This window comes from Pseudoalteromonas sp. GCY (assembly GCF_016695175.1).
Taxonomy (GTDB): domain Bacteria; phylum Pseudomonadota; class Gammaproteobacteria; order Enterobacterales; family Alteromonadaceae; genus Pseudoalteromonas.
Window position 1 is genome coordinate 927,025 of sequence record NZ_CP068023.1, and the last position, 12,830, is coordinate 939,854.

At 45.4% G+C, this 12,830-nt stretch carries 11 protein-coding genes; 9 read left to right on the plus strand and 2 right to left on the minus strand.

The genetic code is table 11. From position 1 onward, the window contains the following. The first annotated feature begins 84 nt into the window (after positions 1 to 84). Together ampD and ampE are read left to right on the plus strand one after the other, a co-directional pair. Positions 85 to 627 carry a 1,6-anhydro-N-acetylmuramyl-L-alanine amidase AmpD gene (gene ampD, locus JJQ94_RS09300; RefSeq protein WP_099031196.1) on the plus strand — a complete coding sequence of 181 codons (543 nt, stop codon included), beginning with the start codon at positions 85 to 87 and terminating at the stop codon, positions 625 to 627. Positions 628 to 633: 6 nt separating this feature from the next. Beyond that, complete coding sequence (ampE, locus tag JJQ94_RS09305) at positions 634 to 1,485, plus strand: beta-lactamase regulator AmpE (protein WP_099031197.1); 852 nt, start codon at positions 634 to 636, stop codon at positions 1,483 to 1,485. A 73-nt stretch (positions 1,486 to 1,558) separates the two neighbouring features. Here ampE and JJQ94_RS09310 read toward each other — a convergent pair whose 3' ends face one another. Further along, complete coding sequence (locus JJQ94_RS09310) at positions 1,559 to 4,060, minus strand: PilZ domain-containing protein (RefSeq protein ID WP_099031198.1); 2,502 nt, start codon at positions 4,058 to 4,060, stop codon at positions 1,559 to 1,561. Between the two features lie 128 nt (positions 4,061 to 4,188). On the opposite strand from JJQ94_RS09310, the gene radA reads away from it, so the two are divergent. The 6 genes from radA (at position 4,189) to JJQ94_RS09340 (ending at position 10,936) form a co-directional block, all read left to right on the plus strand. Further along, positions 4,189 to 5,559, plus strand: a complete 1,371-nt coding sequence (gene radA, locus JJQ94_RS09315) for a DNA repair protein RadA (RefSeq protein WP_088531392.1) — start codon at positions 4,189 to 4,191, stop codon at positions 5,557 to 5,559. A gap of 15 nt (positions 5,560 to 5,574) precedes the next feature. After that, a complete protein-coding gene (locus JJQ94_RS09320) occupies positions 5,575 to 6,498 on the plus strand; it encodes a DUF945 family protein (protein WP_099031199.1) in 924 nt (307 codons plus the stop codon). 196 nt (positions 6,499 to 6,694) lie between these two features. Next, positions 6,695 to 7,258: a UPF0149 family protein gene (locus JJQ94_RS09325; RefSeq protein ID WP_026000986.1), complete on the plus strand. Its 564-nt coding sequence runs from the start codon at positions 6,695 to 6,697 to the stop codon at positions 7,256 to 7,258. A gap of 2 nt (positions 7,259 to 7,260) precedes the next feature. Continuing rightward, positions 7,261 to 8,571 carry a Xaa-Pro aminopeptidase gene (pepP, locus tag JJQ94_RS09330; protein WP_099031200.1) on the plus strand — a complete coding sequence of 437 codons (1,311 nt, stop codon included), beginning with the start codon at positions 7,261 to 7,263 and terminating at the stop codon, positions 8,569 to 8,571. A gap of 12 nt (positions 8,572 to 8,583) precedes the next feature. Beyond that, complete coding sequence (gene ubiH / locus JJQ94_RS09335; protein ID WP_099031201.1) at positions 8,584 to 9,756, plus strand: 2-octaprenyl-6-methoxyphenyl hydroxylase; 1,173 nt, start codon at positions 8,584 to 8,586, stop codon at positions 9,754 to 9,756. Positions 9,757 to 9,766: 10 nt separating this feature from the next. Then, the gene (locus JJQ94_RS09340; protein ID WP_099031202.1) at positions 9,767 to 10,936 is read left to right on the plus strand and encodes an FAD-dependent monooxygenase; all 1,170 of its coding nucleotides are present in this window, start codon (positions 9,767 to 9,769) and stop codon (positions 10,934 to 10,936) included. 307 nt (positions 10,937 to 11,243) lie between these two features. On the opposite strand, the gene JJQ94_RS09345 is transcribed toward JJQ94_RS09340, so the two are convergent. Then, positions 11,244 to 12,089 carry a LysR family transcriptional regulator gene (locus tag JJQ94_RS09345; protein WP_099031203.1) on the minus strand — a complete coding sequence of 282 codons (846 nt, stop codon included), beginning with the start codon at positions 12,087 to 12,089 and terminating at the stop codon, positions 11,244 to 11,246. A 129-nt stretch (positions 12,090 to 12,218) separates the two neighbouring features. Between JJQ94_RS09345 and JJQ94_RS09350 the strand changes: the two genes are divergently transcribed. Beyond that, positions 12,219 to 12,794 carry a hypothetical protein gene (locus JJQ94_RS09350; protein WP_099031204.1) on the plus strand — a complete coding sequence of 192 codons (576 nt, stop codon included), beginning with the start codon at positions 12,219 to 12,221 and terminating at the stop codon, positions 12,792 to 12,794. Positions 12,795 to 12,830: the final 36 nt, after the last annotated feature.

A 12,830-nucleotide genomic window follows, 5' to 3' on the forward strand; every position in this document is an offset into this window, starting at 1 on the left:
TTACATTACACATAAACCCATCCCTACCTTTTGTCTTATTTTGTCTTTATAATCGAATACAAACCAAGGCTTGGAACTAATACTTTGAATTGGCTACCTTTTGCTAAACACAAGCAATCCCCCCATTACGATGAAAGGCCACAAGCGTGCGAGATAGATTTACTGGTGATCCACAATATCTCGCTGCCAGCGGGGTGCTTTGGCACGCCTTATGTGGAGGAGTTATTTATGGGCACGCTGGACTGCGGCGCACATCCAACTTTTTCTGACTTAGAGGGAGTCAGGGTGTCGGCGCACTGCGTTATACGTCGCGACGGTAGCATCACCCAATACGTTCCCTTTATTGAACGGGCTTGGCATGCAGGAGTATCGCAGTGGCAAGGTCGAACACGCTGTAATGACTTTGCAATAGGTATTGAAATGGAGGGTACAGACACCACGCCATATACCGAAGCGCAATATGCGAGTTTAGTAAAAACAACGCGTTGGCTGCAGCAGCACTATCCAAAGCTGACGAATGATCGTATTGTAGGGCACAATGATATTGCTCCAGGAAGAAAGACAGATCCCGGGGCTGCATTTGATTGGCAGCATTACTTTACCTTGTTAAATAACCAAGAGAGCTAGGCAAGCATGATCTTAATTTCTATCATCATCGCGCTTATTATTGAACGACTTGGCGCGCGGGCGAACTACTGGCAAGTCGACTATTACCTGCAAAGTTACTACGCGAAAACCAAATCTTGGACTCAGCCAAGTGCAATGTTGGGCTCGCATTTCGGTGTGATGCTTTGGTTAGTTATTCCTGCATTGATCGTTGCTTTTATTTACAGCCTAAGTGACTTTGTGTTTTGGCAGTTTGCAATCAATATCTGTGTGCTCTTAGTCTGTTTTGGTTGTGCAAAATATCGCAAGCTTTATAAAGGCTATTTGAATGCGCTGACCAGAGGTGATAACGAAGCGGCTACGCTTTATGCGTTGCAAATGGGGCAGGACAAATTAGAAGATGAGCCGGGCGGCGAGACTTTTGGTCAGACGCTTTCTTGGATCAACTTTCAACATTACTGCGGAGTTATTTTTTGGTTTGTGGCGTTGGGCGCGCCGGGCGCTGTACTGTATGCGATGGTAAGACAAATTGTGCATTGGCATCATGAGCAAGAAAATCCGCCGCTACAACATGTATTTGAGCAGTTTTGCCGGTTATTTTATTGGTTAAATTGGCTTCCGGCACGGATCGCAAGCTTTGGTTTTTTGATCATTGGTAACTTTAGTAAAGGCACGTCAAGTTGGTTGAAGTATGTGCTAGATTTTAAAACTACGAATCGTCAAATCGTCACAAGCACTGCGCTTGCGGCTGAGCAAATTGAACAGCAGTTTTTAGGTTGTACTTTTGAAGCAAGCTGTATGATGCGTTTAGTAAAGCGTAATATCTTGTTTTATCTCGTGATTATTGCAGTATTAACCCTTTTTGGTTGGGTGGAGTAAACCTTAGCTGCAAATTACACACACCTTTATAACAATGCTCCATATACAGTAAGCGCATATGGAGCAGTTGAAATCAGTGTTTAAAATTGGCTTCTAACCAGCGCTTTTTCTGCTCTTCCATTTTAGTAACAAGCGGCGCATCAAAGCCCATGTTTCGAACCACATATTCCGTAACATCTATCAAATCACACACCCCAGTTACTGACCAAAGCGCTTCTTCTAGGTCTTTTGCTTTGTGGATTGCATAGTGGCTTACATAGCGCAGCTCATTAGCAAGATAGTCCATATCTGGCCGCCCAGTTTTTGATACATAGAGTTGATAGACAAAGAGTAGGTCATTGCGTAGTGCTTTTTTAGCATACAAATACAGGCTATCAATGGCTTCTTCATGGGCAATAACTTGCGCACCTACCGCTTCGTGTTGACTGCTTTGGTTTGGATCAAACTTAATAAACACCAAGTATTTGAGTGGTTTATCTTGTCGCGATTTTGTTTTTAGAATTTCGGTTAGCTTTTCTTCGACGAAGCGCTCGGGGAAAATCGCTTTGGCGTCCAACGTGTTATCGTCATTATCGCTAAACGAATGCAGTAAGTGGTGAAGGGATGTCGGGTAAAGCCCTTGTCCAATCGCTCCCACAGCATTATGTGAAGTTTCTTTGTGTAAATAAAGTGGAAACTGACAAACGGATTTAGTAACCATATTACGCAGTGCAAGAGACAGTCCCGGCACTTTTGGTGCCTCATCGCAGGCAACTAGCTTGTCTTTGTTATTTTCGATCAGTGCTTTGAAAAAGCCCATTGCAGAATGGTCCAGCTGACCTATTTTTTGCACTTTTAGGTTAATAATAGTTTTAGTTTTATTTACCATCATCACTTCATAGCGCAAATTCGTTAAATTGTGCTGTTTCGTCAGTCTCTGCAAATCAACTAAGTCCAAGTGTATTGAGTCACCTTTACTCAACGGCATTTCTTGGCCGCATTCTATTTGTAAACCCATGACTGAAAAGTCACGAGTAACGCAGTTGAAAGTGCCTTGACCATCAATATGAACGACGACATTGGTTTTATAAAGGTAGCGTCTGTGCGCACGCAAGTTAACGTATTCTAACGAAACCACCTCAAGTGGAGGAGGAGTGGCTGATTTGCCGTGACCGAACTTCTTTAACTGATTAACTAAGCTTTGTTCATAACTCAGACGTTGGAATCGCTCAGTGATAGATGGGTTATCGATATCTGTCAGTAACATGAGATATTTCACGTCTTGGATAAAGCCTTGCACCCTTGGTGTGGGGCGTTTATTTAGCTTTTCGACATTTTTACCTGCACTTGCAGGAAGCGAAAGCGGGATAAAGGCATCCTCATGATGGCTTGGCATTAGCTGTACTTTAAACGTGCGCCAGCTCTCTTTTTGACTGCCAAAGGCAAAGAACAGATCGTTTAGTTGCTGCATTTCTTCCAGCTCAAAGTCAAAGGCTGAATAAAAGTACATTCTGCCTTGACTTGAGTGAGTAAACACGTGACATATCGCTTCTTTTACCGCGCCTGAAAGCGCAAGCAGTCGTTGCATTCGTTTTTGGTTGAAGACGGAATAAAGCCCTGATTGCTTTCTTTCATCCTCAAAGTAGTAATTGATATGGGCATTATTTTCGTTGGTAAGCACCATGCTTGGATAAAGCTGTTTTTGTTTCTCACTGATGAAAACAAACAAGGAGCAGACGCGTGGCAGATAATATTGTTCGTAGCCTTTACAAACCACGGCATCCAAAGTGTTGTCGAGATTTATCTTATAACGGCGTTTGTTACCGTGTATAAAGCTATTTAAGAAGTCATCAAACCCTTGGTTTTTCTCGATAAATGTGCGTTTTAAGCGAACTTGGTTATATTCAATCGTGCCGGGTTCTACGGCGACGACTTCGTACTGAATACCTTCTTTCAAGCCAAGTTCAAAGTCTTGCTCCAGACCCACTAAGCGAATTGAAATTATTTGTCCGGGGTCTACTTGCTGATTGGTCGGTAGCTTTATCTTAGCGCCGCTGAGGGAAATATCGGAGGTGGAAGCGGAAATCTTAGGGCGATTTTTTGCCAGTTCCACGGTGATCTTAATGGAGTAATTCATGCGCTCTTCAGAGCGACTTTCGTATGATGCGAAACGAACGAGTTTAGTGTAGTTATGATTTACTGCGTCCTTTTCTACTTCTTCTTCGCGTGCTTTGGCCTGCTTTTGCATGACCTTATAATTATTGTCGGTACTCATTACGGATTCGTAAACTGCAAGGGTATAACCCCCATGTTTAGCGACTTCCCGCTCGAAAACTTCGATTGCTAAGTCATCCATAAAGTGCTGTTTGCCTTCATATTCATAAGGCTTAACTTGACCTGCGACTTGTCCTCTGAGGTCAATAAATCGTGCCACGGGCTGAGATAGCCGCGACATTTCCATTTTTAATAGAAATTGGTCCGGCTTGGATAGGTCCGCAGTACGTTGCTTAAATATGCGATCAAAAGCCGGATCGCCAAGATCCAGTTTTAAATCTTCAATTAAGCTTTGATATTTTTGTAATCTATCTTCAGGCATAAACAGTTTTACACGCGCTCATTTTATGTGACCAGTTGGGTCACCGCCAATATTATGTCAACATTGGCGCTTTATTAGTTTATTCTTAACCTATTATTATGTTTAAGCAAGATATATACCTGTAATTTATGGCAAAAAAGAAAACAGCATTTGTATGTAGCGATTGTGGTGCCGAATTCGCGCGTTGGCAGGGCCAGTGCTCAGAGTGTAAGGCGTGGAATACCGTAACGGAATTTCGTGTTCCTTCAGCAAAGTCAGTCCCTCAAGGAGGGGCAACATCAGGTTATGCCGGTCTTGTTGAAGCTAAAGTACAAACCTTAGATGAAGTTAACCTAGAACAACTACCCAGATTTTCAACAGGCTTTAAAGAGTTTGATCGTGTCCTTGGTGGTGGAGTTGTACCGGGAAGTGCAATATTAATCGGTGGTAGTCCCGGCGCTGGTAAGAGTACGGTGCTGCTGCAAACCATGTGTCGCCTTGCCGAAACCATGAACACTTTGTATGTCACCGGTGAAGAGTCGCTGCAACAAGTTGCCATGCGTGCGACACGGTTAGGGCTACCGACAAATAAGTTAAAAACACTCGCAGAAACCAACGTTGAGACGATTTGCCAGCTCGCACTTCGTGAAAAACCAAGCATTATGGTCATCGACTCGATTCAAGTAATGCACATGAGTGATATCCAGTCTGCACCTGGGTCGGTTTCTCAAGTGCGTGAAAGCGCTGCCTATTTGACGCGTTTCGCCAAAACCAATCAGGTCGCCATTATCATGGTGGGACACGTAACTAAAGATGGCACACTTGCCGGCCCTAAGGTGCTGGAGCATTGTATTGATTGCTCTATTTTACTCGAAGGTAGTGCCGATAGCCGCTTTAGAACCTTGCGTGGCAATAAAAACCGTTTTGGTGCTGTAAATGAGTTGGGTGTGTTTGCTATGACAAGCCAAGGCTTAAAGGAAGTAAACAATCCTTCGGCTATTTTCTTAAATCGTGGTGAAGCGCAAACACCAGGCTCATTGGTCATGGTTATTTGGGAAGGTACGCGACCATTACTTGTGGAAGTCCAAGCGCTAGTCGATTACTCACAACTCGCCAACCCGCGTCGCGTCACCGTTGGTTTGGAGCAAAATCGTTTGGCCATGCTACTTGCGGTATTGCATCGTCACGGTGGTTTGCAGGTGTCGGATCAAGATGTGTTTGTAAACGTTGTAGGCGGTGTCAAAGTGACCGAAACCAGTGCTGATTTAGCCTTAATAGCCGCACTGGTTTCAAGCTTTAAAAACCAAACGTTAGACAGGCAGCTGGTGGTATTTGGTGAGGTGGGCCTTGGTGGTGAGATCCGCCCAGTGCCAAGTGGGCAAGAGCGGTTGCGTGAAGCATCTAAGCATGGATTTACAAGAGCAATTGTACCAAAAGCAAATAAACCAAAAGAAAATATTGAAGGGATGGAAATTGTTGCCGTCTCTAGCCTTAGCGAAGCGCTCGAGGCACTTTTTTAAATAATGGAGTGAAATATGAATAAGTCCACATTAGCAATTGCCGTTGTGGTACTAGCGGGCGCAGGGTATGTTGGCGCCAACTATTATGTAAATGAGCAAGTGAAGCAAGAGATCACCAAGCAGATAGAAAGCTTCGAACAAGACAGTGGCCTTACGGTGAGTTTTGCAAACAGCTCAGTTGATTTATTTACACGCGGTGTAGAAATTACCGACTTAACGATTTCACAAGCCGATGATAATATTCCTATGTTCACCATTGAAAAACTCAATCTTGTGGGTTACGAACAAGACAAAATTAGCCCTTATACTGAGCTTGACCTAGCTGGTTTAAAAATAGCAAAAGCAGCAACTGAGTTTACCCAAGGGATGTCGCCGGAGCTGGTGAATGCAACATACCATTTAAAAACAAGTCTCGCCTATGACGATGCATCTGGTGCGAGCGAGGTTAAATTCGCAACGTCGGCAGAAGGCATTGTAAACACCTCTTTTAATGCTGCGTTTGGAAATAGCAAGGCTTTTATGGATGCCTCATTGGCGGCTTCAAAAATTCAAGGAGATACATCAAACCTTGAACAAGAGCTTCAAGTGCAGTCGCAAATGATGGCGGCGATGCAGTCCCTTGAGTTAAAGTCCCTTAGCATTAATATTGATAATGCAGGCGGCTTACCTCAGTTACTTGAGTCTGAAATTGCTCAGCAGGGCATGAGCAAGGCTGACTTTCAGGCGATTGTTGCCCAGCAACTACAAATGATGATGTTACCTGCTGAAATTCAAACGGCTGTGAATGACTTTGCCAATGGAATGGAGTCACTTGCTATATCTGTTTCGGTACCACAAAGTCAAAGTATGATGGCGCTTGGGCAGCAGTTATCCATGTCTATGGCGCAAAATCCAGAAACGCTGCCTGAACTTATCGAGATCAACGCGAGCGGTAAATAAAGCTAATCCAGCTTGTTTAGCGGGATTGTGGACTTGCTCCTCAATCCCTTCATCTCTCATAAACCTATTCATTCACCTTATCTATTTCACCAAATTGATGAAATCTAAAGCAGCCTTGAGGCTGATCATACAATTCGTTGGAGTTGCAAAGGCTGCGGTGGTAGCATTGGAGTATCAATTGCTTGGGAATGTATTTATGAGCGAATTCAAAGACTACCAGCAAGCTCAATTGCTATTAGAAAAACACGAATTATTTATTGCCCCGGCCGAAGTTCACGGCACCATTTCTGGGTTATTGGCCTGTGGTCTGAATATCGAAGATTCAGAGTATTTAGGGCTATTGAGTGACGTATTCAATGACGGTCAAAAATTTTCAGCGCCAATTAGAGAATTTTGCATCGATTTATATAAGCAAGTTGCCGAGCACTTCAACGACGGCGAGTTCCAGTTTGAACTGTATTTGCCGCCAGAAGATGAGTCATTACATGACCAAGCTAACGCACTGATTGCTTGGGTATCAGGCTTTTTACTTGGCTTTGGTTTAAAGCAAAAAGATTACGGTAAGTTATCTGCAGATGTTAAAGAAGTAATTAACGACTTTAGCGAAATAACTAAGCTTGATACTGGTTTTGAAGACAGCAACGACGATAAAGAAGCACTGCTCGAAGTGGTAGAATATGTGCGTGTTTCTACACTGTTATGTTTTGCCGAAATGGGTAAAGAGCCCCAGTCCGTTAGCACATCAAAGACGATACATTAATTATGATAAAAAACAGTGAGTTTGTAGCACGCCGTGCGCGTCTTATTGCGGCATTAGATAACAACGCCGTAGCGATTATTCCTGCGGCCGTAGAGTTAACCCGAAGCCGCGACACCGAATTTCCGTTTCGCCAAGATAGCGACTTTTTTTACCTGACGGGCTTTAAAGAGCCGGATGCGGTTTTGGTGCTCACGAAAGACAGAGACGGCAATGCGCAGTCTACGCTGTTTTGTCGTAATAAAGATAAGGTAGCCGAGATTTGGCATGGTCGCCGTATGGGCTATGAGCAAGCTAAATCGCAACTTGAACTCGACCAGACCTTCGCATTGAGTGACTTAGACGACGAGCTATTAAATCTCGTGAATGGTCGCAAGGTATTATTCTACGGGCAAGGCACATATAACTCCTTTGATGATAAGGTTTGGCAGTTACTGAGTACATTGCGTGGCGCACCGAAAAAGGGCTATCGTGCCCCTGAGATCATCAAAGATATTCGTCCACTCGTCCATGAAATGCGCTTATTTAAGTCGGATGCTGAAATCGCTATCATGCGCGAAGCGGGCAGAATTAGTGCCGAGGCGCACAAACGCGCCATGCAGTTTGCAAAGCCGGGTGCGACGGAATACCAGCTTGAAGCTGAAATTCATCATCACTACGCAATGAACGGTGCGCGTCACCCAGCCTATGGCACCATTGTTGGTAGTGGCATTAATGCGACGATTTTACACTACACCGATAACTGTGATGCGCTACAAGACGGCGACTTAGTACTGATTGACTCGGGTTGTGAGCTTGAAGGCTATGCGGCTGATATTACTCGTACCTTCCCAGTAAATGGCCAGTTTACTGATGCGCAGCGCAAGATTTATGACTTGGTATTGGCGGCGCAAGATGCAGCCTTTGATGAAGTAAAACCGGGTGGTACGTTAGTTAAAGCGAATCGGGTTGTGATGACCGTATTAACTCAGGGGTTAGTGGATTTAGGGATTCTTGCGGGTGATGTGAATGAGCTCGTCGAAGCACAGGCGTGCAAAGCATTTTACATGCATGGTTTAGGTCATTGGCTAGGTCTTGATGTTCACGATGTCGGTGAATACAAGTTAGATGAAGCGGATCGTCCATTTGAACCTGGCATGGTACTTACCATTGAGCCAGGCCTGTATTTTGACGAAGATGCGCAAGTTCCTGATGAGTATAAAGGAATTGGCATTCGTATCGAAGATGATTTGTTGGTCACCGAGTCAGGTTATGAAAATTTAACCGTACTGGTGCCAAAAACCATCGCAGAAATAGAAGCATTAATGAATAACTAGTGGACACTTTGCGTGCAACAGTTTGATGTCGTCGTGGTTGGTGGTGGTATGGCAGGAGCCAGCGCCGCCATCGCCATAAAAAAAGTCTCTCCGCAGGCAAAGATTGCGGTTATTGAAGCTTTTGCGCCGAAAGGTAAGCAGCATCCAAGTTTTGACGACCGTAGTATTGCGCTTGCTGCGCAGTCGGTCGCATTTTTGGGCGAGCTAAATCTATTTAATCCCGAGTGGCAATACGTTGAGCCAATCACACAAGTGAATGTTTCTGACAGAGGTCATTTCGGTAAAGCGTGGATCAATCCAGAAGACTACAACCAAAAAGCGTTAGGCTATGTGGTTGAAGTCAATCCCTATGGCTGCTTTTTACACGAGCAGTTGAGCAATCTTGATATTGCACTGTTTTGCCCAAACCAAGTAGCGCATTTACATCAACAACCAGAACAGGTTGAATTGACCCTCGATAATGGTGAGCAATTACAAAGTCGATTATTGGTTGTTGCGGATGGCGCGCAATCTCCCACGCGGGCTAAGCTTAATATTGGCTTTGATAGCATAAGCTACGAGCAAGGCGCATTGATTGCCAATGTGCAAATCGACACGGCACATCATGGTCAGGCGTTCGAGCGTTTTACCGAACATGGCCCGATGGCACTGCTGCCAATGAGTGATAATCGTTATTCACTGGTGTGGTGTATGCCAAATGAGCACCTTAGCGAGTTTGAAGCGATGGCAGCATACGAGTTTTTAGCTGCATTGCAGCAAGCCTTTGGTTATCGCGCTGGGCGCTTTGTGCAAGTGGGTATGAGAGCAAGCTATCCGCTGGTGCTTGGGCGAGTAGAGCAACTCACTCATCATCGCGTGGTGGTGATTGGCAATGCGGCGCATGCCATTCATCCCATTGCAGGACAGGGCTTTAATTTAGGTCTACGAGATATTCAAGTACTAACCTCACAATGTCAGGCGAACGTGCTTGATGAGTGGGGAAGTTTTCAATTTACGCGTGCTTATCAACTGGCGCGAGCGCAAGATATTAATACGGTGATGACATTAACCGATGCGCTCGTTCGACTATTTTCAAACTCATCAAGAACCTTAGCCTTAGGCCGTAGTTTAGGTCTACTTACCATGGCGCTGTCCAAAACAGCGAGAGCGCCGCTGGCCAAGCAATTGATGGGATATAAAGGATAAAGGAGTTGGCATGCAACAAGTTCAAGTTTGTATTGTTGGTGGTGGATGTGTTGGTTTAACGCTGGCGCTAGGGCTTGCGCAACAAAATATCTCGGTATTAGTGCTAGACAGTGGTGAAAAACCAACACCATTGGCACAAGAATACAGCGCACGCGTGAGCGCGATAAGCGCTGCAAGTCAGGCTTTATTTGAGCGCTTGGGCGTTTGGCCTGATATTAAAGCGCAGCGCGCCGCGGCATATACTCGTATGGATGTACGCGATAAAGACAGCTTTGGTAAAATCGCCTTTGATAATGTCTCGCTAGACTTACCTGAGCTTGGTCACATCATTGAAAACGACGCCATTCGCTATGCGTTGTTAACGGCACTCGAAGCACAGCAATCTGCCAAACTGATGTGGAACACAAAATACCAAAGCTTGCATCAAACAGACACCGATGTGTTGCTAACCTTAGCTACTGGTGAACCTGTGATGGCGAAGCTAGTGGTGGCGGCTGATGGCGCACGTTCGGCTATTCGCCAGCAGTTTAATATGCCAATCACGTATTGGGATTATGACCACCATGCGCTGGTAGCAACGATAAAAACCGCAGCGCCACATGATGCAACGGCAAGACAAGTGTTCCTCCCTGATGGACCGCTGGCCTTTTTGCCGCTTGATGATCCACATACTCATTCAATTGTATGGTCTACCGCACCGGATAAAGCAAAGCAGCTACAAGCCATGCCGGTAGAGGCGTTTAATAAAGCGTTGAGCGCTGCAATTGATATGCAGTGCGGCGTGTGTGAGCTGGTGAGCGAAAGACATGTTTTTCCATTGACCATGCGTTATGCAAAACAATGGGTGCAAGGGCGCATCGTTTTAATGGGCGACGCGGCACATACCATTCACCCGCTTGCAGGCCTTGGCATGAATTTAGGGCTAAAAGACGCTGCCTATTTGATCACCTTGTTATCAGCACCGCAAGAGCAATTTGCCAGCACACGGATACTGCGCCAATATGAGCGCAGCAGAAAAGCAGATGCTCAAAAGCATATTGCCATGATGCAAGGGCTTAAAGAGCTGTTTGAAGGCAACCACCCGTTGAAAAAGTTAGTGCGCGGTGTGGGTCTGAGCTTGGTCGACAACCTCGGCCCAATCAAGCACCTGTTCGCCAAAGAAGCGATAGGCGGTAAATAAAAAGATCGCCGCGTAAAGCGGCTCCCACAGAGATTTTATGTTGCTGGTAGGAGCGGGTTCACCCCGCGAGCATTTCAACAATCTCGCCGCGTAAAGCGGCTCCCACAGAGGTTTTATGTTGCTGGTGGGAGCGGGTTCACCCCGCGATCATTTCAACAATCTCGCCGCATAAAGCGGCTCCCACAGAGGTTTTATGTTGCTGGTGGGAGCGGGTTCACCCCGCGAGCATTTCAACAATCTCGCCGCGTAAAGCGGCTCCCACAGAGGTTTTATGTTGTTGGTAGGAGCGGGTTCACCCCGCGATCTTTTAACCTAGTCTTAATGCAATAAACTCAGCGAGTTTATCAACCGCGTGGGCGGATTCTTGGGTGTTTTTGACAAGGCTGATACCGATTTGGCCGAGTTCGGGTAATACCTGAGTTTGGGTCTGATAAGGCAGCTCTGCTGGCACGGTGCTCTTGGCAAGCACGGTGATCCCGAGCCCCTCTTTTAGTGCGGCGGTAAGGCCGGTTAAGTCGGCATTGCTATATACAATCCGGTATTGTAATCCAGCTTGTTGTAGCGCCTCGATAGCGCGGCGGCGATAAATACAGCCCTCCGGCGCGGTGACTAAAGTGACAACCGAATGCTGCGCAAGCGATAAATCGCCAACCCAGACCAACTGGTCTTGCATAAACACCGGGTACTTGGACGAGCTAAGCTCTTCATTAAGCGCTAGTACCAAATCAAACTGGTCTTGTCTTACCACAGAAAGTAAGTGTTTACTCAGTCTTGATTTAACTTCCAACGCAACATCAGGATATAAAGAAACGAAATCGCCAATAATCGAGGGTAAGATCCGTGCTGCAAATTCGCTGGGAATGCCTAAACGCACTCGGCCTGTCACGCTCTCAGAGGTAAATTGCTGAATAATGGCATCGTTTTGCTGCAGCATTTGTTTGGCGAGGGGTAAAAGTAACTCACCATATTGATTCAACACCTGCCTTTGCCCCTGCTTTTTAAACAGCTTGCAACCTAGCATGTCTTCTAAACGTTTGATTTGCAAGCTAACAGCAGGCTGGGATAAGCCAAGCAACTCACCGGCCTTGGCAAAACCACCGACATCAACCACAGTGACCAGCGTTCTTAATCCATCAATTGATAAGTTTTTCATATAAGGAAATGCAATTTATAAAACCCAAGTACATTAATATTATTTATCAATTGATAAGTAAATACAATTTGTTGTTGAGTTTGCGCATCCTTATACTTTTGCTCATCGAAATTTCACTAAGGTAGTGCCATGAGCGTCACGCCAATTATCTTTGCAAAGCACCGTCAGGGCAGTGTTCCGGCGCAAAACCATTACATGCCAACTGATGCTGTTGTTGTACTAGATTTCAGCGGCTTTGAGACCACGCCTTTCTTAAGCCAAATTCTTGCACTTAACTTGAATAAGTTAATGGCACCAGGCTTAGGTTTTCAAGGGAAACTAGACAGTGGCGAAAATTTCGCCGTGTACTATTTTAGTGAAACGGCTTACCGTTTTGTTGTAAGTGAAAGCGCAGCCGCTGAGCTGGCAACACTGATTGATAGCCATGCCGACGAGTTCGATATTGAACTGGTACGCCGTCATGATTTAGTTGCCGCCACCATAAGCGGTGAGCTTGCGTTTGAGCGTTTAGTCAGTGACTTTACGTTAACGCCAGGCCTTAAGATCTCAGATAAAAATGCCTGCTATGGCAAGCAAAGCGGTGAAGTATTTATTACGACCTTGCTGGTGGACGAACAGCAACAGTATCAGTTGATTGCGCAAGCTGCTGTATTAGAAAAGTGGCAAACGACGCTCACTGACGCTGGTTTTAAACTCGTTTCATAAATTCCGTGCAGTTATCGTAAGCGCGATAACAATAAC

Bases quoted from the DNA above. Each gene is read 5' to 3' on its own strand.
- ampE (WP_099031197.1), top strand. From the start codon at position 634: ATGATCTTAATTTCTATCATCATCGCGCTTATTATTGAACGACTTGGC.
- JJQ94_RS09325 (WP_026000986.1), top strand. From the start codon at position 6,695: ATGAGCGAATTCAAAGACTACCAGCAAGCTCAATTGCTATTAGAAAAA.
- JJQ94_RS09345 (WP_099031203.1), bottom strand. From the start codon at position 12,089: ATGAAAAACTTATCAATTGATGGATTAAGAACGCTGGTCACTGTGGTT.
- JJQ94_RS09320 (WP_099031199.1), top strand. From the start codon at position 5,575: ATGAATAAGTCCACATTAGCAATTGCCGTTGTGGTACTAGCGGGCGCA.
- JJQ94_RS09340 (WP_099031202.1), top strand. From the start codon at position 9,767: ATGCAACAAGTTCAAGTTTGTATTGTTGGTGGTGGATGTGTTGGTTTA.
- radA (WP_088531392.1), top strand. From the start codon at position 4,189: ATGGCAAAAAAGAAAACAGCATTTGTATGTAGCGATTGTGGTGCCGAA.
- pepP (WP_099031200.1), top strand. From the start codon at position 7,261: ATGATAAAAAACAGTGAGTTTGTAGCACGCCGTGCGCGTCTTATTGCG.
- JJQ94_RS09350 (WP_099031204.1), top strand. From the start codon at position 12,219: ATGAGCGTCACGCCAATTATCTTTGCAAAGCACCGTCAGGGCAGTGTT.
- JJQ94_RS09310 (WP_099031198.1), bottom strand. From the start codon at position 4,060: ATGCCTGAAGATAGATTACAAAAATATCAAAGCTTAATTGAAGATTTA.